Here is a 21,589-nt window from a genome sequence, read left to right as displayed (position 1 = left end):
CAAAAAAATGAGTCAATTATTTCAGTTGAATAGTCCATTGATTAAATTCTTATCAAGAGCAGTTGATATTGTCATATTAAACTTTTTATTCATACTCTTTTGTATTCCGATCCTAACCATTGGAACTTCCATTACTGCCTTATATTCTGTAACTATTAAAATGGCAAGGAATGAAGAGAGTTATCTATTTAAGAGCTTTATTCTATCTTTTAAAAAGAATTTTACCCAAAGTACTATTGTTTGGTTCATAATGTTGGCCGCAGGTTTTATCCTTCTAGCAGATTTCTATCTTTTAGGAAATCTTAATGGAGTGCTTAGGATATTTTTCACAAGTGTGTTAATCCTTTTTGGATTTGTTTTTCTTTGCATCCTGCTTTTTATTTTCCCTTATATGGCCAGATTTGAAAATACGATTAAACAGTCCCTATTAAATTCATTATTAATAGGAATTTCCAATTTTCCAAGTCTGCTGTTATTAATCGTTTTGACCTTTGTTCCAGTTACTTTTCTGTTTTCTTCGGTTATAGGGTTCCTATCCGTGTTATATATAGGAACTTTTGGAGGATTTGCGTTATTAGCTTTTATAAATTCCTATATGTTTAGAAAAGTGTTTTCAAAATATGAATGTAGGAATGTAGAGGAAAAAAATCTGTTAAAAGAAGGAGTGAACATATGATTCGCAATAAAGTAGTGACTGTTGGGGTAATTGGTCTTGGTGGGATGTCAAATTTTTATCTTAGGAACATTTCTAAATTAGATTCGATTCAAGTGGGTGCAATTTGTGATATTAATCAAGATATTTTAAACAAAATCGGTGAGGAGGAAGGCATTAGGCAGGATAAACGCTTCAATAATATTGAAGAGATCATTGCCTCTCCTAATGTTGATGCCATAATCTCTGTTGTTCCTAATAACCTACATGCTAAAATCCTGGAGTTATGTATCTTACATCAAAAACCAATCTTAGCTGAAAAACCATTTACATTGAATTTTGAAGAAGCAGAGAATCTGAATCTTTTATATAAGAAAAATCCAATTCCTTGCATGATAGGATTCATTCATCGTTATACCCCATCTTTTCAATACGCAAAAAAATTATTAGAAGAAGATACAATAGGTCAAATACGTCATATTGATGTACGATACCAACAATCGTTTGGAGCGCCTTTATTCAAAGTTCCGTATTTATGGCGGTTTAATAAATCAATTACAGGTACAGGAGCATTGGGCGATTTGGGAGCTCACATGATTGATAGTGCTCGGTTTTTTGTAGGAGAATTCCATTCAGTCTCAGCATTGATGAAAACCTTTGTTGATAGACGGTTAGATCCTATTACTGGGGAAGAGAGACGGGTTGACGTGGATGATTTTACAAGTTTCCAGGCGATTCTTGGAAATAGTGTAGTAGGAAATTTTGTCACCACAAGAAATGCCATTGGATCATCGAATCAGCTTGAAGTTACATTATTCGGGGATTGCGGAACGATCCATGTGAATATTGAGCGTCCAAATGAAATTGATATTTATGTTAAAGGTAAATCGGAAGAGAACCCTGTTTTGAAAACAGTAAGAGTACCAGAGAAATATCATAAGACAATTTTAAGTGACTTTGCTGAATTAATCTTATATAACGAAAGTCATAATATGCCTACTTTTAACGATGGATACAAAAATCAAAAGGTAATTGATCGGATCATCATTTCTGCAGAAAAAGGGCACGTTGTAAATGTTGATTGATTCGATTGGAGCAAAGTGTCGTTTTCTATACAAAACGTAGAAAACTAGAGTACTTATATTGTTAATGAAAATGGAGGAAGAAAAGATGATAAAGGTAACAGTATGGAATGAAAATCGTCATGAACAAAAAAATCCGGTTGTAAGCGAAATTTATCCGAATGGCATTCATGGTGCGATTGCTGGATTTTTAACAGAAGCAGGATTTCAAGCAGGAACGGCTACATTGGATGAGCCAGAGCACGGTTTAACAGTTGACGTATTAAATAACACAGACGTACTCATTTGGTGGGGACATCTTGCACATGGTGAAGTAAGTGATGAAGTCGTTTCGAAAGTACAGCAGCGCGTGTTGGATGGAATGGGACTGATTGTTCTTCATTCTGGTCATTTCTCCAAAATCTTCAAAACATTAATGGGGACAAGCTGTGACTTGAAATGGCGTGAAGCGGATGAGAAAGAACGTCTGTGGGTTGTAGCTCCAAGCCATCCGATCGTCGAAGGAATTGGGGAGTTTATTGAACTTGAAAAAGAAGAAATGTATGGTGAGCATTTTGATATCCCGGCACCAGAGGAGCTTATTTTTACAAGCTGGTTTGAAGGCGGCGAAGTATTTCGAAGCGGCTGCACCTATACAAGGGGCAACGGCAAAGTATTTTATTTCAGACCGGGACATGAAACCTATCCAACGTATTATAACAAAGACATTCAACGTGTGATTGTGAATGCAGTGAAATGGGCTCAGCCTGTAGAGCGTAATCGCCCTGTCTACGGAAATGCGCAGCCATTAGAAAAAATTGCAGTGAAAGTAAACTAATTTAGGGAATCCGTGGGGAAAAGAACAATGGAAACTCTAAAAGTAGGCATAATCGGATGCGGAAGTATTGCTCAGCATCGTCATTTGCCAGAATATGCGTTTAATAAACATGTAGAGCTTGTGGCAGTTTGTGATATTAATAAAGAACGTGCAGCAAAAGTAGCCGAAAAATACGGGGTAAAAGGCTATACAAGCTATGAAGAGTTATTGAAAAGCGGTGAAGTAGAAGCGGTGAGTGTATGTACACCAAACTATTTGCACGCACCAATCTCGATTGCTGCCTTACATGCAGGTGTGCACGTTCTATGCGAAAAGCCAATGGCAACATCAAAAGAAGAAGCAGAGGCGATGATTGAGGCAGCGAAACAAAGCGGCAAAAAGTTAATGATTGCTCACAACCAGCGTTTTGTTCAATCTCATCAAAAAGCACGGCAGTTGATAGAAAGCGGTGAAATCGGAAAAATTTACAGCTTCCGTACTGCGTTTGGTCATGGTGGACCAGAAGGCTGGAGTGTAGAAGGGAAAGAAGGATGGTTCTTCCAAAAAGAAAAGGCGTTTGTTGGCGCGATGGGTGATCTAGGTGTTCATAAAACTGACTTGCTGCGTTATTTGCTTGGGGAAGAAATAACAGAAGTGGGAGCATTTGTGGAAACAAGTGCAAAAGATTTCGCAGATGTAGATGATAATGCAGTGTGTGTACTGAAAACCGAAAGTGGTATTATTGGCACGCTTGCAGCAAGCTGGGCGTATGTGAGTAAAGAAGATAACTCAACCATTATTTATGGTGAGAAAGCGATTCTTCGACTAGAGGATAATCCAACATATTCTTTAGTGGTGCAGTATGCAACAGGTGAAGTTGTGAACTATGAGCTAGGGAAAATACAGTCCAATGCAGAGGGTGGTCAAAATAACTCTCATATTGTGGAGCAGTTTGTGGATGCTATTCTTTATGATAAAGAGCCAGCGGTTACAGGTGAAGAAGGCATGAAATCACTGCAGGTTATTTTAGCCGCGCTTGAGTCACAGGAAACGAAACAAATTGTTTCCTTACAAAAGCAGGGAGTGTTAGTGAAATAATTAAGCTAGGTGTATCAAGAATACATATCCTCTTTAGGGAGGTAATTGAAAAAGTATAAGTGAACTTAATAGTGTTTTTATGCGGATGTATGACTTCTTTTTTGTTTCAAAACTAGGAATTATAGAAAAACAAAGGAGAAAAAGAATTCCTGGCTTACAAAATTTCTGCACTAAACTAGAACTCTTATAAAAGAAGGAGGAAGTTATGTTGAAAAGGTTCTTCAATAAAGTTTCAGTACTTATGATGTTATTGGTTATGGTATTTTCTATTGGGAAACTTCCATTTTCTAATTCTGCTAGCGCTGAGCAGGTGAAGGTACAACAATCAGATTCTACAACTATCCCTGATAATACAATAAGAATTCATTATGAAAGAGCGGATAAAAATTACGATATTTGGGGTCTTTGGTTATGGGGGGATGTTGCGACTCCTTCAGCAGAAGTCGGTGTCTGGCCAACAGGTGCTATTGCTTTTTCTAATACTCAGGTAGACGAATATGGGGCATATGTGGATGTGAAATTAAAAGATAATCCAGCAAGTATAAATTTCATTGTTGTAAATCGTGCAACCGGAGAGAAAGACGGTGATGCGAAGGGTTTCACTCAGTTTGGTGAATATAAAGAGTTGTATATAACAGAAGGAGATGACTTTGTGTACACTTCCCCTGATGGATCGCAAGTGGAAAAGAGTAAAGCTCATTTCCCAGAATGGTCGAAAGATGCAACAATTTATGAAGTGAATGTCAGACAATATACTTCTGAAGGAACTTTTAAGGCATTTGAAGCGCATCTACCCCGATTAAAGAAATTAGGTGTGAAAATATTGTGGTTTATGCCTATTCAACCGATTTCCAAAGAAGGACGGGTTGGAACGTTAGGCTCACCTTACGCTGTCCAAGATTATAAAGCCGTGAATCCAGATTTTGGGACGATAGAAGATTTCAAAAGCTTGGTGAAGAAGGCGCATAGTATGGGATTCAAGGTCATGCTTGACTGGGTAGGTAATCATACAGGAATGGATAATATTTGGACAAAAAATAAAGAATGGTACACACTTGACAATGAGGGAAACATCACTCATCCTGCAGGTACAAATTGGTTGGATGTTGCGGATTTGAATTATAATAATTCGGATATGCGTGCAGCAATGATCGATGCGATGGAATATTGGGTTAAAGAAGCAGACATTGATGGGTATCGTGCCGATTATGCTGGGGGTGTTCCTGTAGATTTTTGGGAGACAGCCCGAAAACAACTCGATAAAATAAAACCAGTGTATATGTTAGCGGAAGATAATACAACCTATAGTTTGTTAGATAAAGCGTTCAATTCTAACTATGGTTGGACACTTCATTATATGATGAGGGATATTGCAGCTGGAAAAAAGGGTGCAAAGAATGTGAAGTCATATATTGATAGTATGGAGCGACTTTATCCAAAAGGTTCTTATTCAATGAATTTTCTTACTAATCATGATATAAATGCCTGGGAGGGCACTACATCCGAATTGTTCGGTGAATCTGAAAAAACGATGGCAGCTTTAACCTTTACTTTACCAGGTATACCGTTAATTTATTCAGGTCAAGAAGCTGGACTTGACAAGAGGTTAGCGTTTTTTGATAGAGATGAAATCTCTTGGAAAGATTTGTCTATGCAAAAGTTCTATCAGGATTTAGTTCGCCTTAAAAAGGAAAATAAGGCACTATGGAATGGAACAGCTGGTGGAGAGATTCGTTTATTAGACACTTCTGACGAACATATACTTGCATTTGAACGGGAAAAAGGTGATTCAAAGGTAATTGTAGTAGTGAATCTATCTGCAGATCATGTTTCTGGGAGTGTGATTATGGATTCAAAGTCTGTGGGCAATTATAAGTTGTTCCCTTCACAGGAAATCTTTAAAATGAAAAATCAACAACCGTTCGATTTGGAACCGTGGGCTTGTCAAATTATAGTTAAATAAGTTGTTAGGTTCTGGTGCAAGAAATTCCCGTGCCTGTCACCACCCGAGTTTTGTCGAAGATTGCCAGGTTTTTAGATTGTGTAAAATGAGAGAATAAAGACAAGAAACCACCTCGGATCTACCTGATAGTAGAGCCTAGGTGGCTTCTCTTTTTTATGTCCGCTCCCGCATCCGCTCCTGTATCGTCTGGACGACTAGATCATGCTTTGCTTCAATTCGGTAAAGTAAATAGAGCGTCACAACGATGGGGAATCCCACCTGGCTGATGATTGGAATCAACTTAGTAAAAAGGACAGGGTAGGGAGAAGAAAATATTAATTAAATTGAAAAATGCCCTGGAGGATAGCTTCTCTCAGGGCATTTTAATAGAGTTTTCGAGATTTAGTAGACGATCCCGCAAATAAAAGCCAAATTTGCGCAAATAAAGCTAACTTATAGGCGGATGTGGGAGCCAGGAGGGGGAAAATTAGCACAATGAGCAGCTTATCAGCGATTGATTGAAGGATATCAGCGAACTGGACCATTTTATCAGCGAAACTAGCATCTTATCAGCGAATGAATCTCCGAAACTACTAAGTTAGAACCTAATAATGTGTGGTATTAATCTGAAGTTTGAGAGAATTCCTAATTATTATCCAGTAAATGTCGTAAGTTTTAGAAAATATGTAGTAAGACTCAGAAAAGGTGTAGTAAGAGTCAAAAAATATGTAATAAGAAGCAATAATTACGTAATAAGGATCTGAAGTTTGAGAGGATAACTCATGGAGAAGCTCGTTAAAATGATATTTTGTGTAAAATTACACTTCGATAGTTGAGCATTTATGATTTATATAACGACTTGTCCCTTTAATGGGCGGATTTTTGAGTTTTATGAGCGAATCTTCGAGTTTGTGGGCGAATTTTGGGCTTTAATGGGCGAATTTAGTGTTTTTATGAGCGAATTTAGGAGTAATAGCTTAATAGTAAGAAACTGAAACTTTTTTTGGTAGATTTCCCACCCTAAATAAAAAACTTAATTGCTAGCTTTCTCTTTTCACCAAGTTTTCACCATTCTCTATTAATATTCATTACATCAGATAACGAAAGGAGATAAAGAGATGAATACAAAAGTGAAAAAGGGTATTTTCTGGGGTGTGATCATTGCCTCTACGGTACTAGTGATTAACGTACTCCACTTTCTACTAGGAGGGAGCAGTGCTTATGCAAGAGGTCCTCATGGACATGGTCCCGGTGAAATGGGAGGCCGTGGCGGATTTGGCGGGGGCCACCAAATGATGAATGGCGCTCACCATGACGGAGGATTCCCTTGGCTCTTCCTAATTATTGGACTAGCTGCTCTAGTACTATTCGTAAGATGGCTTAGAAAGAAGTCGAAAGCTTCCTCTATGCAACAGTTTATTAACACCTCTGTGGTAGGCTCGCATATCCCGGTAACCAACCAGAATGCTAGCGTTTTAGATCAATGGGAAAAAAATTTAGTAACTAAAAAGGAGAATGAATAACATGGGTATTTTTAAAAGATTAAAGACAATTACAATGGCGGAAATTAACGGACTATTAGACGGTATCGAAGATCCGATTGCGATGTTAAATGAGTATTCTAGGGAAATGGAACAGGAAATTGTCAAAGGTCAGAAAGCCCTAGCTAGGCAAATTTTTGTAGAGAAAAAACAAGCGGCACTCATTTCGGAAACGAAAGCATTAGTGGACAAGCGTACTCGTCAGGCTAAACTGGCGATTGAACAAGGGGACGAGGCCATGGCCAAATTGGCGGTGCAAGAAAAGCTCAACCATGACCGCCAGCTACAACTATATGAGGAGCAATACGAGTCGATTAAGGGACAAACCCAAATCCTCATCGGAAAATTGGACGAGTTGAAGGAAACGTACAACCAAATGCAGCAAAAGAAAATCTTGTTAGCTTCACGTGCGAATGTGGCTCAGTCAATGAAGCAAATTCAGAAAGCGACGGTTTCTTTCCATACTGATGATATTGCGAGAGGTGTAGCCCGTGCCGAAGAGCGGATCTTAATGATGGAAGCAGAAGTACAGGCAGGCAATCAATTTGCGACTCCATTAGCTCAGTTTGAGGCAGCAAACAGCAGCTTTGTGAGCGATGAAGAGCTCAATAAGGAAATTGAAAAGTTAAAGTATGAAAAAGTGGCGGTCTTATAATTCAAGTTTGTGAAGCACCACCGTTTTGGTCTGGTGCTTTTCATTCTATCTAGCATAGAGAGGAGGGTTTAGATTGAATATGACAACGCTGATTCTTATTTACCTGGGTGTAGCGTTGGTGGGGAGCGGGCTTCCTTTTATCAGGGTCTATTTAGCCCATTTCCATAACTTGGTCCATCTCGTGATCAGTGCCTGCTTGGAAGGTAGTAAAATCCATCTGAATCGAGATGGTTCAGGCCAGACAACTGGGAATCATACTTCCCCCTTTAAAAAAGCGCTCATTTCGTATGCAGGCTATACGGGGGCTTCGGTGGCAGCAATTGGATTGTTTTATTTAGTTTCGAGAGGTCACTATCATTTGGTTATTTATCTGTATTTAGGGCTTAGTGTTCTTGCCTTATTGTTGTGGATTCGCAACGCATTTGGGGTGATCTGGGGACTTTCCATTGCTGTCTTATTGGCTTCGTTCATCTATTTCCGCTATGAAACGGTTTTACCTGTGAATATTAACTTCGAAATGGTGCTCGTTCATATGAGTATATTCCTAGCCTCGGTTCTATTTGTTCAATCTATTATTGGTGGGGTTCAGGTGTGTAAACAAGCGTTTATGTCGAGAAGCAACCCGAAGAGAAAGGCGGCGCTGGTTCAAACGAAATTAGTTCCAGCCGTTGTTTTGGGGCTAACTCTGGCCGGACAGACGGCTTGTGTCGGCTACTTTTTAGTACAGAATTTTATCAGTTTTCCGTTTAGTTTTTGAAAAATTTGTTAATCAATTGATTACCGTGGTCTTTTTTAACAACTACTGCAGTTAATTATTAAAGAAATAAAGGATAACAAAGAAAAGAAATTGAAGGTATTCACATGCAAATTAATTTTGAGCTGCAAGCTGAATTTAATACATGAAGTCCTATCCGATCATTCGGTTAGGGCTTTTTCAATTTGTTTAACAATTTAAGCAAGGCTTGGTGAAACTTTATGGGCATATTAAACTTCCAAAGAGTATTGGGATTTAATAGGTAGTGGAAATGTCGTTAGATGTTTTAAATTGTCAAAAGGTTGTGTAGAAATTTATCGATCATTATTGGTAAAATGGTAATGGAAAAAAATCCTTATTCGAAGAGATAGTTCAATGGGAGCGGATAAAATGGAAGTAGCTAAATATATTAGAATGAATTTACTAGTCAACAAGTATTCACCTATTAATAAGCCAAAAAGGTCATTATCGAGTATCCTTATGGCAGCTTTAATCATAGCTATTGTAACGTCTATGAGTTTGCCATCTAAGGCTACTGCAAGCACCTTACAAACTAAAGTTGTGACAGCAAATTTGCTAACCTTACGAAACGGTCCCAGCGTGAACTATAAAGCAATTAGTTATCTAAAAAAAGGTACAAAAGTGTCTGTGCGTTCATATAAAGGTACTTGGGCAAATGTGATTGTTAACAAGCACATTGGATATGTTAGCTCCAAATATTTAACTAGTGTATATAAAAGTCAACCAGTACCTAAGCCAGTATCTAAGTCAGTGCCTAAACCAGTACCTAAACCAGTATCAAAACCGGTAGTTTTACCAGCAACGATACCGGTTAACCCCACTGCTTGGAAGGCAACAGACTCAACTGCGTTTTTGGTTAATTCAACAGCAAATATGCAAGGATTAGCATACCACGATGGTTTTTACTACATAGGGTTCGATGTGGGAAACAATCATGGAATGATAAACAAGTATACACAAAAGGGTGTATTAGTAAAAAGCTCTGGCCCTCTACCCATCGGCCATAGTGCTGAATTATCGTTCCGACCAAAAGATAATCATATTTATGCAGCTAATGGCGGCGGAAGTAACCCAGTCATTGTTTATGAAGTAAATATGGATGCAACTAAGCCATACATTGTAAAACAAATCGACCTAAGTAAGCTAGGAAAAGCAGCACTTTTAGGAATCGATAATGATAGCGATATGTTAGTGATTCATTCCGCAAGCAGCAATATAGGAAATCCAACCTTTAGTGTAACTGATTTCAATGGTAAGATCATAAAGCAGTTCTCCGTCTCAAATCAGGGAATTCCTCAAGGAATGGAGATTTATAACAAAAAGATCTATTTCTATACAAACAACAAAATAACCGTTATGGATTATACCGGGAAAATCACAAACATCATCAAACTTCCATATACGGGTGAGAGTGAAGGATTAGCGATCTCCGGTACAAAGGAAAAACCAGTTTTATCTGTAGGTTATAACAACCCTAACAGAATTTACGAATTAAAGTAAAAGAGCTTCCTTTGGGAGCTTTTATTTTTTTCCGTAGCCAATTGAAAGAAAAAATTATTCCTGATTCCCTCATAAATGTAAGACCACTTACGAAATTCTATAAATAGTTGGTTGAAGGGAGAAGATTTCCCTTTATACGTCTTAGTGAAGGAAGTACAACGGCCTAAATATTCTTATCCATTTTAATAACTAATCAATACCTCCATTAAAATCAACTTTGCGTAACTATAAATAGACATGGGAGAGAAGAAGAATGCCAGAAGAGACCTATCAATCTCGTGAGGAACGAAAACAAGCGGAAAACGCAAGACAGAATCAACAAAGAAGTCAGCGAATACCGAAGAAAAAAGGATCATTATTGAAAAAAGTAATCATTGTCTGTCTCGTTCTTGGACTTGTTTCAACAGGAGCAGGAGCTATATCGTTCGCTTCAATGATCAAGGATACGCCTAACTTGGATGATTCTAAGCTGGTGGATCCACTTTCTACAAAATTCTATGATGAGAGCGGAAATTTTATTTATGAGTACGGGAAGGAAAAGCGAACAAAAATTGCGTATGAGCAAGTTCCGAAAGTGCTCGAGCAAGCGTTTATTGCCACGGAAGATTCCCATTTTTATGAGCATCAAGGGATCGATATCAAAAGGACGGCCAAGGCCATTTTTGTTAACTTAACCGGAGATTTCGGATCACAGGGCGGTAGTACCATTACTCAGCAAGTGATAAAGAATTCCTTTTTGACTCCAGAGAAAACATTAAAGCGAAAAGTGCAAGAATGGGACTTGGCGTATCAGTTGGAACAGAAATATTCCAAGCACGATATTTTAATGATGTACTTAAACAAAATTTACCTTGGAAACCGCTCTTACGGAGTAGCTGCTGCCGCCAAGAGTTACTATGGTATTGAAGCAAATGATTTGAAAAAATTGACGCTCGCGCAGGCAGCCATGTTAGCTGGACTGCCGCAGAGTCCGAATAACTATGATCCGACCAAGCCAGAAAACAAAGAAGCAGCCACAAAACGTCGTAGTATTGTCTTACGTTCGATGCTTAGAGATGGTTATATAACAGAGAAACAATTGCAGGAAGCTTCAAAAGTTCCAGTTACTGAGGGACTTGTATTAAAAAGCACGCAACAAAGTATGCCTTACGAAGCGTTTTTAGATGCAGTTGTAAAAGAGGTAAAGGGTAAACTGAAGGATGTAGACATCAGTAAGGATGGATTATCTATCTATACTACCCTAAATCCAAAAGCACAGGATTATGCAGACAAAATGTTGAACACCAATGAAATCATTGCCTATCCAGATGCAGGTTTTCAGGGAGCTTTCGTCTTTTTAGATACCAAAACTGGTGAAGTCAGGGCGATCGGCAGCGGGCGAAACGACTATAAAGCAGAGTTTCTAGGTAACAACTTTGCAGTTGATATCAAACGTCAACCAGGCTCAACATTTAAGCCGATTTTTGATTATGGCCCTGCGATTGAAAATTTGAAATGGTCCACTGCACATCTAATCAATGACCAGAATACCTCCTATTCAACCGGCGAGCCGATTTCCAACTGGGACCATCAATATCACGGAATGCTGACGATACGGAGTGCACTGAAAAAATCTTATAATATTCCTGCTCTTCTCACGATGCGGGAGGTTGGAATGGATCAGGCAAAGAACTTTGCAGAAAAACTCGGCATTACTTTTAAAGATAACCAAGTATATGAATCCTATTCGATTGGAAGCAATACCGTAAGTCCTTTAGCCATGGCAGGGGCCTACAGTGCTTTTGGAAATAACGGCAACTACAATAAACCGCATTTTGTTCAAAAAGTGGTACTTCCGAATGGCAAAGTAGTGAATTTTACGGAGAAATCAAAACGTGTCATGCAGGATTACACAGCGTATATGGTGACGGATATGTTACGCACAGTCGTAAATGATGGGACAGGTACAACAGCGAATGTTCTTAACCTAGATGTTGCAGGGAAGACAGGTACAACCAATTTTAATGCAGAGACTAGAGCTAAATTTGGATACCCGACCAACGCGACAAATGATAGCTGGTTTGCAGGATATACCCCGCAATACACAATGGCGGTCTGGACCGGATACGCACAAAACGGTAATGGTAACTATATGGTCGCAAATACGCAGAAAATTTCGCAGTATATGTTTAAAGCCATGATGCAGTCATTTGGAACAGATTCATCTCGTTTTCAGGAGCCAAACAGTGTCTATCGAGTAAATAATGAACTGTATATTAAAGGGGTCAATTCTGCAGAAGTACCACCAAAACCTATTATCAAAAAAGAAAAACAGGTTAGTGAAGATGGTGGGAATGGGAAAAAGCAAAAAGAAGAAGCGAAACAACAAAAAGAGCAACGGAAAAATCATCAAGGGAAAGGGAAAGAGAAAGGGAAGCATTAATCCCGGAGACAGTCGCGGGAATCCCGGTGCCTGTCACGCGCCGGATTTTGTCGAAGATTGATAGATTCCTAAGTGTCAGGCACCGTCAGTCAGGATTCTAAAGAAGTTCAAAGCATTAGAACAACCCTTATCTACACATGTAGGTAAGGGTTGTTTTGTATTATTAGGTCTAGGTTATTAACCTCTATTAAACAATAAAAAGACTCTAATGGGTACTTCGTACTTTATGAGTCACTAAAATAATCTTCACTCCTCCCAATTAGGAATTTGTTGGCGCAAGAACTATGTATCTATTAATTTCTTGGGTTTCGCAAACAAATGGTCTGGTTTCGCAAACAAAACCTAAAATTGGGCAAATAAACTCTCTCCTATTGAGAATCTGGAGTGGCTGAGGGGGGTGAAAGCGTGGAAATTGGTCAAACTGAGCTCCCTATCTATGAATCATTGAAGAATATCAGCGAACTGGACCATTTTATCAGCGGAAAACACAGATTTATCAGCGAATCTAGCATTTTATCAGCGGGAATCACAGATATATCAGCGAATGTGCACTATATAAACTAAGTCTATTTGGGTTACCAAACTCTCCAAGGTCCCACTAGGTCTGAGGCGCAGGTAAAACGCGGCTTTCTTTGAAGGGACCTATTCGGTGGTCTTCTTATGATATTCAGGTTTTCTCAATTATTATTGAATGGTTTATTCTTTGACTTCATGTGAAACCGGTTTTGGTTGTTGATTTAAATAGATCAGGTATTGTTATCTCAAAAAAGGTTTTTGAGGAAATGAACTCTCTATAAAAAAAGAAAAACTTTCTGTTGCATATGTGAATCGAAGGTGCTATTATAAGGAAGTTGCTTTTAACGGCTGTCAAATTCGTTGAAAGTGAGAACAAAAAAATAAAATATTATATTGACATAGTAATTGAGATTCGATATAATAATAAATGTCGCTTCTGACATGATAAATTGTTCTTTGAAAACTAAACAAACAAAAACGTCAACAAACAATAAAAAAATCGTGTTTCTTCTATTAATATGAAGAACATGAGCCAACGTAACAAAATGAGCTAATCAACTTTCTTGGAGAGTTTGATCCTGGCTCAGGACGAACGCTGGCGGCGTGCCTAATACATGCAAGTCGAGCGAATCAATAGGAGCTTGCTCCTGTTGGTTAGCGGCGGACGGGTGAGTAACACGTGGGCAACCTGCCTGTAAGACTGGGATAACACCGGGAAACCGGTGCTAATACCGGATAATCCTTTTCCTCTCATGAGGAAAAGCTGAAAGTCGGTTTCGGCTGACACTTACAGATGGGCCCGCGGCGCATTAGCTAGTTGGTGAGGTAACGGCTCACCAAGGCGACGATGCGTAGCCGACCTGAGAGGGTGATCGGCCACACTGGGACTGAGACACGGCCCAGACTCCTACGGGAGGCAGCAGTAGGGAATCTTCCACAATGGACGAAAGTCTGATGGAGCAACGCCGCGTGAGCGATGAAGGCCTTCGGGTCGTAAAGCTCTGTTGTTAGGGAAGAACAAGTACCGGAGTAACTGCCGGTACCTTGACGGTACCTAACCAGAAAGCCACGGCTAACTACGTGCCAGCAGCCGCGGTAATACGTAGGTGGCAAGCGTTGTCCGGAATTATTGGGCGTAAAGCGCGCGCAGGCGGTCCTTTAAGTCTGATGTGAAAGCCCACGGCTCAACCGTGGAGGGTCATTGGAAACTGGGGGACTTGAGTGCAGAAGAGGAAAGCGGAATTCCACGTGTAGCGGTGAAATGCGTAGAGATGTGGAGGAACACCAGTGGCGAAGGCGGCTTTCTGGTCTGTAACTGACGCTGAGGCGCGAAAGCGTGGGGAGCAAACAGGATTAGATACCCTGGTAGTCCACGCCGTAAACGATGAGTGCTAAGTGTTAGGGGGTTTCCGCCCCTTAGTGCTGCAGCTAACGCATTAAGCACTCCGCCTGGGGAGTACGGCCGCAAGGCTGAAACTCAAAGGAATTGACGGGGGCCCGCACAAGCGGTGGAGCATGTGGTTTAATTCGAAGCAACGCGAAGAACCTTACCAGGTCTTGACATCCTCTGACACTCCTAGAGATAGGACGTTCCCCTTCGGGGGACAGAGTGACAGGTGGTGCATGGTTGTCGTCAGCTCGTGTCGTGAGATGTTGGGTTAAGTCCCGCAACGAGCGCAACCCTTGATCTTAGTTGCCAGCATTTAGTTGGGCACTCTAAGGTGACTGCCGGTGACAAACCGGAGGAAGGTGGGGATGACGTCAAATCATCATGCCCCTTATGACCTGGGCTACACACGTGCTACAATGGATGGTACAAAGGGCTGCAAGACCGCGAGGTTTAGCCAATCCCATAAAACCATTCTCAGTTCGGATTGCAGGCTGCAACTCGCCTGCATGAAGCCGGAATCGCTAGTAATCGCGGATCAGCATGCCGCGGTGAATACGTTCCCGGGCCTTGTACACACCGCCCGTCACACCACGAGAGTTTGTAACACCCGAAGTCGGTGGGGTAACCGTAAGGAGCCAGCCGCCTAAGGTGGGACAGATGATTGGGGTGAAGTCGTAACAAGGTAGCCGTATCGGAAGGTGCGGCTGGATCACCTCCTTTCTAAGGATAAAGCTGGACATATGAGCCAGACAAAACAGTTTGTTCGATTGACGTTTCTTGTTTGTTTAGTTTTGAGAGTGCAATTCTCTCAAGTCACTTTCGTTCTTTGAAAACTAGATAATCGTAATGAAGAAGTCAATGTAAGAACCGAGTCAATGCCATTTCTTATTAAATAAGAAGAAACAAACCTTTTAGGTTAAGTTAGAAAGGGCGCACGGTGAATGCCTTGGCACTAGGAGCCGATGAAGGACGGGACTAACACCGATATGCTTCGGGGAGCTGTAAGTAAGCTTTGATCCGGAGATTTCCGAATGGGGGAACCCACTGTTCGTAATGGAACAGTATCTTTACCTGAATACATAGGGTATTGAAGGCATACCCGGGGAACTGAAACATCTAAGTACCCGGAGGAAGAGAAAGCAAACGCGATTCCCTGAGTAGCGGCGAGCGAAACGGGACATAGCCCAAACCAAGAGGCTTGCCTCTTGGGGTTGTAGGACACTCAACATGGAGTTACAAAGGAACGGGGTAGATGAAGCGATCTGGAAAGGTCCGTCATAGAAGGTAAAAACCCTGTAGTCGAAACTTCGTTCCCTCCTGAGTGGATCCTGAGTACGGCCGGACACGAGAAATCCGGTCGGAAGCAGGGAGGACCATCTCCCAAGGCTAAATACTCCCTAGTGACCGATAGTGAACCAGTACCGTGAGGGAAAGGTGAAAAGCACCCCGGAAGGGGAGTGAAATAGTTCCTGAAACCGTGTGCCTACAAGTAGTTAGAGCCCGTTAATGGGTGATAGCGTGCCTTTTGTAGAATGAACCGGCGAGTTACGATCCCATGCAAGGTTAAGTTGAAGAGACGGAGCCGCAGCGAAAGCGAGTCTGAATAGGGCGTATGAGTATGTGGTCGTAGACCCGAAACCAGGTGATCTACCCATGTCCAGGGTGAAGTCCAGGTAACACTGGATGGAGGCCCGAACCCACGCACGTTGAAAAGTGCGGGGATGAGGTGTGGGTAGCGGAGAAATTCCAATCGAACTTGGAGATAGCTGGTTCTCTCCGAAATAGCTTTAGGGCTAGCCTCACGTAGTAAGAGTCTTGGAGGTAGAGCACTGTTTGGACTAGGGGCCCTCATCGGGTTACCGAATTCAGACAAACTCCGAATGCCAAAGACTTATCCGTGGGAGTCAGACTGCGAGTGATAAGATCCGTAGTCAAAAGGGAAACAGCCCAGACCACCAGCTAAGGTCCCAAAGTATACGTTAAGTGGAAAAGGATGTGGAGTTGTTTAGACAACCAGGATGTTGGCTTAGAAGCAGCCACCATTTAAAGAGTGCGTAATAGCTCACTGGTCGAATGACTCTGCGCCGAAAATGTACCGGGGCTAAACGTATCACCGAAGCTGTGGATTGACATCTTAGATGTCAGTGGTAGGAGAGCGTTCTAAGGGCGTTGAAGCTAGACCGTAAGGACTGGTGGAGCGCTTAGAAGTGAGAATGCCGGTATGAGTAGCGAAAGATGAGTGAGAATCTCATCCACCGAATGCCTAAGGTTTCCTGAGGAAGGCTCGTCCGCTCAGGGTTAGTCGGGACCTAAGCCGAGGCCGAAAGGCGTAGGCGATGGACAACAGGTTGATATTCCTGTACCACCTCTTTATCGTTTGAGCAATGGGGGGACGCAGGAGGATAGGGTAAGCGCGCTGTTGGATATGCGCGTCTAAGCAGTTAGGCTGAGAAGTAGGCAAATCCGCTTCTCGCATAAGGCTGAGCTGTGATAGCGAGGGAAATTTAGTACCGAAGTTCCTGATTCCACACTGCCAAGAAAAGCCTCTAGCGAGATAAAAGGTGCCCGTACCGCAAACCGACACAGGTAGGCGAGGAGAGAATCCTAAGGTGAGCGAGAGAACTCTCGTTAAGGAACTCGGCAAAATGACCCCGTAACTTCGGGAGAAGGGGTGCTTTTTGAGGTGAATAGCCTCGAAGAGCCGCAGTGAATAGGCCCAGGCGACTGTTTAGCAAAAACACAGGTCTCTGCGAAGCCGCAAGGCGAAGTATAGGGGCTGACGCCTGCCCGGTGCTGGAAGGTTAAGAGGAGGGGTTAGCGCAAGCGAAGCTCTGAATCGAAGCCCCAGTAAACGGCGGCCGTAACTATAACGGTCCTAAGGTAGCGAAATTCCTTGTCGGGTAAGTTCCGACCCGCACGAAAGGCGTAACGATCTGGGCACTGTCTCAACGAGAGACTCGGTGAAATTATAGTACCTGTGAAGATGCAGGTTACCCGCGACAGGACGGAAAGACCCCGTGGAGCTTTACTGTAGCCTGATATTGAATTTTGGTACAGCTTGTACAGGATAGGTAGGAGCCTGAGAAGCCGGAGCGCTAGCTTCGGTGGAGGCGTCGGTGGGATACTACCCTGGCTGTATTGAAATTCTAACCCGCACCCCTGATCGGGGTGGGAGACAGTGTCAGGTGGGCAGTTTGACTGGGGCGGTCGCCTCCTAAAGAGTAACGGAGGCGCCCAAAGGTTCCCTCAGAATGGTTGGAAATCATTCGCAGAGTGTAAAGGCACAAGGGAGCTTGACTGCGAGACCTACAAGTCGAGCAGGGACGAAAGTCGGGCTTAGTGATCCGGTGGTTCCGCATGGAAGGGCCATCGCTCAACGGATAAAAGCTACCCCGGGGATAACAGGCTTATCTCCCCCAAGAGTCCACATCGACGGGGAGGTTTGGCACCTCGATGTCGGCTCATCGCATCCTGGGGCTGTAGTCGGTCCCAAGGGTTGGGCTGTTCGCCCATTAAAGCGGTACGCGAGCTGGGTTCAGAACGTCGTGAGACAGTTCGGTCCCTATCCGTCGTGGGCGCAGGAAATTTGAGAGGAGCTGTCCTTAGTACGAGAGGACCGGGATGGACGCACCGCTGGTGTACCAGTTGTTCTGCCAAGGGCATCGCTGGGTAGCTATGTGCGGACGGGATAAGTGCTGAAAGCATCTAAGCATGAAGCCCCCCTCAAGATGAGATTTCCCATAGCGCAAGCTAGTAAGAACCCTGAAAGATGATCAGGTTGATAGGTCAGAGGTGGAAGCGTGGTAACATGTGGAGCTGACTGATACTAATCGTTCGAGGACTTAACCAATTTTTAAGGCAACTTGTTTTTACAACTTCTTCTGCATTATCTAGTTTTGAGGGAATGATTCCTCTAAAAAAATAGTCTGGCAGCAATGGCGAGAAGGTCACACCCGTTCCCATACCGAACACGGAAGTTAAGCTTCTCAGCGCCGATGGTAGTTGGGACACGCGTCCCTGTGAGAGTAGGACGTTGCCAGGCACATTAAAGACAACCTGAAAAGGTTGTTTTTTTGTTTTCCGCATGTAATTCCAATGCCTGTCACCACCAAATATTAAATGAGATGTGGACAGTAAGTAAATGTTTTACTAAATGAGGTATCTGGAAAGGCCTGAGAAAGAGGGTTATCCCTGTAAATTTGGAAAGAATGTTAGCTGAGCCAGTCTTGTGACTGGCTTTTTAATCGTATTATACCGTCATGCCATTAACAGCAGGCCATGGGAATTATCTGCTAAAAAAGGGGTCAGGTCCTCACTACGTTAAGAATTTTTGTAGTGAGGACCTGACCCCTTTTCAATGGAATAATTTTATATCCACTGGAATATCTAAATGACTTACGCCCATTCTATTGCTACTTGAAGTCTGGACTTTTATTGTTAATAGTAATAGTACACATTCATAAATGACAGCGTTTACTTATCACATAAATCAAAAGTGTAGGAGGGGAAGTCTCATGAAGAAGACAGCCCATATTATATCTCATTCCCATTGGGACAGGGAGTGGTATTTACCCTTTGAGAAACACCGCTATTACTTTATCAAGCTGATGAATAATCTGATCGATGAGTTTGAACAGGAAGGAAATCAATTTCAATCGTTTCATCTGGATGGACAAACGGTTCTGTTAGAGGATTATTTCGCTGTTCACCCAGAAAACCGTGAAAAGGTTAAACAATTGATTGAAGAGAAAAAACTAACGATTGGTCCTTGGTATGTGTTGCAGGATGCCTTTTTAACAAGCTCTGAAGCAAATGTTCGGAACTTGCTGATTGGCATGAATGATGCGAAGTCCTATGGTGGACATGTATCAAAAATTGGCTATTTTCCTGACACATTTGGTATTTACGGGCAGGCGCCCCAGCTTTTAAAACAAGCGGGGATTGAGACCGCTGCCTTTGGAAGAGGTGTCAAACCGACTGGCTTTAATAACACGGTATCAGACACCCCCAACTTTGAATCTCCTTTTTCCGAGATGATTTGGAAATCGCCGGATGGCTCTAGTGTTTTAGGGATCTTATTTGCCAATTGGTATTCAAACGGAAATGAAATCCCGGTGGATGAAGAAGAAGCAAGAGTCTTTTGGAATCAAAAGCTCCAAGATGCCGAAAAATATGCGTCCACGAATCAATTATTGTTTATGAATGGCTGTGATCACCAGCCGCTGCAAAAGTCGATTCCTGAGGCAATCGAAACCGCCTCCGCCCTTTATTCCGATTATACATTTAAGCATTCAAGTTTTGACGAATATACAGACGCTTTAAAAATGGTACTTCCAGAGAAGTTGCAAGTCATTGAAGGGGAATTGCGCAATCAGCGGACAGACGGATGGTCCACTCTCGTTAATACGGCTTCTGCCCGTATTTACTTAAAGCAATGGAATAACCACTGTCAAACTCTTTTGGAAAAAATAGCGGAGCCTTTAGCGGCTTTTGGCTATTTAGCAAACGAAACTTACCCGCGCGAATATATTCGCTTTATGTGGAAATCCCTTTTGAAAAATCACCCACATGACAGTATTTGCGGCTGCAGTGTCGATGAGGTCCACCGTGAAATGGTCACGAGATTTGAAAGAGTTTCACAAATGGGAGAGGTATTTGTACAAGAACGAGCAGCAGAACTTGCTCTTACGGTTGATACATCCAAAACACCGGATGGGGGAATTCCGCTTGTTGTCATGAATACAACGGGATGGAACAAAAACGAAGTAGTGACAAAATTAGTCGATCTTGAAAAAGTGTATTTTTCACAAATGCATTTTGAAGAAATTCCTGCCTATTTGAAGGATAAAGAAATGCCTGGCTACAAGCTGGTTGATGATCAAGGTCAGACCGTCGAATTTCAACTCGTAAGCCCGACTGTCGAATTCGGTTACGATCTGCCAGACGACAAGTTCCGCCAGCCGTTTTTTGCAAAGCGGGCTACTCTATCATTCTATGCAGAGGAGATTCCATCCTTCGGTTACAAGACCTATTATCTTGTTCCGGAAGGTCACTCGTTGGTGCAACAACAGGTAAAAGACCCTGTTAACGACTTGGAAATGGAAAATGAATTTGTGCATTTACTGTTCCATGAAGATGGCACGTATGATGTAACGGATAAAAAAACAGGCAAGGCCTTCTATCGTCTCGGTATATACGAAGACACAGGCGATGTCGGGAACGAATACATGTTCAAGGAAGCGAAGGGTTATTCCGCGATCACGACAAAAGGGATACCAGCGGAATTTACCTTAGTGGAAAGAAGTGCCCTGCGTACAGTCCTTGAGTTTAAGCACACGTTATCGATTCCAGTTTCGGCGGACGAGCGACTTGACATCGAACGTCATAAACTTATTTGGCATAAGGAAAGAGAAGCAGGAAGAGCCAATGAAATGACTGCCATTTCGCTTCGAACCGTTGTGACACTCGAAAAAGGAATGAAAGGACCGGCCTTTAAGCTTTTTATCAATAATCAAGCAACAGACCATCGTCTCCGTGTCCTTTTCCCAACAGGGCTGCAGACGGAAACACATCAAGCTGACAGTATTTTTGAGATTGTTACTCGCCCTAATACGCCGGAAAAGGAATGGGAAAATTCGAGCTTTTGTCATCACCAGCAGCGATTTGTCAGTCTCTCGGATGACAAGATGGGGGTAACAGTGGCAACGGATGGTCTCCATGAATACGAAATCCTGCAAAAGGATGGAACAATCGCAGTAACCGTGCTTCGTTCCGTTGCGGAGCTTGGGGACTGGGGATACTTCCCGACACCTGAAGCCCAATGCTTAGGGTTGCAAACAGCGGAGTGGCAAGTGCTGCTTCATCAAAAAGATGTCATTGCTTCAAAAGCATATGTGGATGCCTATCAATACAAAGTCCCGCTGCTGGTTATTCAGACAAGCATCCATCAAGGCAAATTGCCTGGAACCCATCAGTTCGTAAACTGGGAATCAAATGGACTTGTATGGTCGTCGATGAGAGTAGCGGAAGAGCAAGATGATGTGATTGTTCGCTGGTTTAATCCGGCTGGACAAAAGGAAATGCTAAAAGCTGCCATCCATGACGATGCTCGATCCTATAAAAGTACTATTCTTGAAGAAAAAACAACAGACTCAAAGAGTCTATATGAAGTAGAAGGTCACGAAATTATTACACTTGGTTTTCATCATTAACGATAGGAG

General features: G+C 42.2%; 13 protein-coding genes and 3 rRNA genes. 15 read left to right on the top strand and 1 reads right to left on the bottom strand.

Annotated elements, in window-relative coordinates:
• Nucleotides 1–7: 7 nt before the first annotated feature.
• The 5 genes from CCK98_RS30310 (at nucleotide 8) to CCK98_RS30290 (ending at nucleotide 5,591) form a co-directional block, all read left to right on the top strand.
• Nucleotides 8–676 carry a YesL family protein gene (locus CCK98_RS30310; protein ID WP_088089974.1) on the top strand — a complete coding sequence of 223 codons (669 nt, stop codon included), beginning with the start codon at nucleotides 8–10 and terminating at the stop codon, nucleotides 674–676.
• Complete coding sequence (locus tag CCK98_RS30305) at nucleotides 673–1,737, top strand: Gfo/Idh/MocA family protein (protein WP_088089973.1); 1,065 nt, start codon at nucleotides 673–675, stop codon at nucleotides 1,735–1,737. Before CCK98_RS30310 ends, CCK98_RS30305 begins: the two co-directional genes overlap by 4 nt.
• 85 nt (nucleotides 1,738–1,822) lie before the next feature.
• Entirely contained in the window at nucleotides 1,823–2,551 is a 729-nt protein-coding gene (locus CCK98_RS30300) for a ThuA domain-containing protein (protein ID WP_088089972.1), read from the top strand.
• A gap of 27 nt (nucleotides 2,552–2,578) precedes the next feature.
• Complete coding sequence (locus tag CCK98_RS30295; protein WP_088089971.1) at nucleotides 2,579–3,628, top strand: Gfo/Idh/MocA family protein; 1,050 nt, start codon at nucleotides 2,579–2,581, stop codon at nucleotides 3,626–3,628.
• A 205-nt stretch (nucleotides 3,629–3,833) separates the two neighbouring features.
• Entirely contained in the window at nucleotides 3,834–5,591 is a 1,758-nt protein-coding gene (locus CCK98_RS30290) for an alpha-amylase family glycosyl hydrolase (RefSeq protein ID WP_179195972.1), read from the top strand.
• Between the two features lie 153 nt (nucleotides 5,592–5,744).
• Here the strand turns inward: CCK98_RS30290 and CCK98_RS30285 are convergent, their stop codons facing one another.
• Nucleotides 5,745–5,870, bottom strand: coding sequence for a YvrJ family protein (locus CCK98_RS30285; protein WP_142292210.1), 126 nt, complete (start codon nucleotides 5,868–5,870; stop codon nucleotides 5,745–5,747).
• Nucleotides 5,871–6,688: 818 nt separating this feature from the next.
• Here CCK98_RS30285 and CCK98_RS30280 point away from each other — a divergent pair.
• The 10 genes from CCK98_RS30280 (at nucleotide 6,689) to CCK98_RS30240 (ending at nucleotide 21,580) form a co-directional block, all read left to right on the top strand.
• Nucleotides 6,689–7,093, top strand: coding sequence for a hypothetical protein (locus CCK98_RS30280; protein ID WP_088089969.1), 405 nt, complete (start codon nucleotides 6,689–6,691; stop codon nucleotides 7,091–7,093).
• 1 nt (nucleotide 7,094) lies between these two features.
• Nucleotides 7,095–7,766, top strand: coding sequence for a PspA/IM30 family protein (locus CCK98_RS30275; protein ID WP_179195971.1), 672 nt, complete (start codon nucleotides 7,095–7,097; stop codon nucleotides 7,764–7,766).
• 79 nt (nucleotides 7,767–7,845) lie between these two features.
• Nucleotides 7,846–8,523, top strand: a complete 678-nt coding sequence (locus CCK98_RS30270; RefSeq protein ID WP_256942596.1) for a M50 family metallopeptidase — start codon at nucleotides 7,846–7,848, stop codon at nucleotides 8,521–8,523.
• Between the two features lie 387 nt (nucleotides 8,524–8,910).
• Complete coding sequence (locus CCK98_RS30265; protein ID WP_179195970.1) at nucleotides 8,911–10,041, top strand: SH3 domain-containing protein; 1,131 nt, start codon at nucleotides 8,911–8,913, stop codon at nucleotides 10,039–10,041.
• A gap of 253 nt (nucleotides 10,042–10,294) precedes the next feature.
• A complete protein-coding gene (locus tag CCK98_RS30260; protein WP_088089965.1) occupies nucleotides 10,295–12,463 on the top strand; it encodes a transglycosylase domain-containing protein in 2,169 nt (722 codons plus the stop codon).
• Nucleotides 12,464–12,868: 405 nt separating this feature from the next.
• On the top strand, nucleotides 12,869–13,027 hold the full coding sequence (locus CCK98_RS35750; RefSeq protein WP_179195969.1) for a hypothetical protein: 159 nt from the start codon (nucleotides 12,869–12,871) through the stop codon (nucleotides 13,025–13,027).
• Nucleotides 13,028–13,539: 512 nt separating this feature from the next.
• Nucleotides 13,540–15,089, top strand: a 16S ribosomal RNA gene (locus CCK98_RS30255).
• 194 nt (nucleotides 15,090–15,283) lie between these two features.
• Nucleotides 15,284–18,219 (top strand): 23S ribosomal RNA (locus CCK98_RS30250).
• 75 nt (nucleotides 18,220–18,294) lie between these two features.
• Nucleotides 18,295–18,411: ribosomal RNA gene (gene rrf / locus CCK98_RS30245) — 5S ribosomal RNA — on the top strand.
• The 16S, 23S and 5S rRNA genes sit together here, the layout of an rRNA operon.
• A 472-nt stretch (nucleotides 18,412–18,883) precedes the next feature.
• The gene (locus CCK98_RS30240; RefSeq protein WP_088089964.1) at nucleotides 18,884–21,580 is read left to right on the top strand and encodes an alpha-mannosidase; all 2,697 of its coding nucleotides are present in this window, start codon (nucleotides 18,884–18,886) and stop codon (nucleotides 21,578–21,580) included.
• Nucleotides 21,581–21,589: the final 9 nt, after the last annotated feature.

The organism is Bacillus sp. OV166 (assembly GCF_900177675.1).
GTDB lineage: Bacteria > Bacillota > Bacilli > Bacillales > Cytobacillaceae > Neobacillus.
Note: the sequence above shows the minus strand (reverse complement) of the source record. Positions and strands in the feature narration are given on the sequence as shown.

Excerpts from the sequence above, each read along its gene's own strand:
- CCK98_RS30290 (WP_179195972.1), top strand. The coding sequence starts at position 3,834 with ATGTTGAAAAGGTTCTTCAATAAAGTTTCAGTACTTATGATGTTATTG.
- CCK98_RS30305 (WP_088089973.1), top strand. The coding sequence starts at position 673 with ATGATTCGCAATAAAGTAGTGACTGTTGGGGTAATTGGTCTTGGTGGG.
- CCK98_RS30310 (WP_088089974.1), top strand. The coding sequence starts at position 8 with ATGAGTCAATTATTTCAGTTGAATAGTCCATTGATTAAATTCTTATCA.
- CCK98_RS30270 (WP_256942596.1), top strand. The coding sequence starts at position 7,846 with ATGACAACGCTGATTCTTATTTACCTGGGTGTAGCGTTGGTGGGGAGC.
- CCK98_RS30280 (WP_088089969.1), top strand. The coding sequence starts at position 6,689 with ATGAATACAAAAGTGAAAAAGGGTATTTTCTGGGGTGTGATCATTGCC.
- CCK98_RS30295 (WP_088089971.1), top strand. The coding sequence starts at position 2,579 with ATGGAAACTCTAAAAGTAGGCATAATCGGATGCGGAAGTATTGCTCAG.
- CCK98_RS30275 (WP_179195971.1), top strand. The coding sequence starts at position 7,095 with ATGGGTATTTTTAAAAGATTAAAGACAATTACAATGGCGGAAATTAAC.
- CCK98_RS30260 (WP_088089965.1), top strand. The coding sequence starts at position 10,295 with ATGCCAGAAGAGACCTATCAATCTCGTGAGGAACGAAAACAAGCGGAA.
- CCK98_RS30240 (WP_088089964.1), top strand. The coding sequence starts at position 18,884 with ATGAAGAAGACAGCCCATATTATATCTCATTCCCATTGGGACAGGGAG.
- CCK98_RS30300 (WP_088089972.1), top strand. The coding sequence starts at position 1,823 with ATGATAAAGGTAACAGTATGGAATGAAAATCGTCATGAACAAAAAAAT.
- CCK98_RS30265 (WP_179195970.1), top strand. The coding sequence starts at position 8,911 with ATGGAAGTAGCTAAATATATTAGAATGAATTTACTAGTCAACAAGTAT.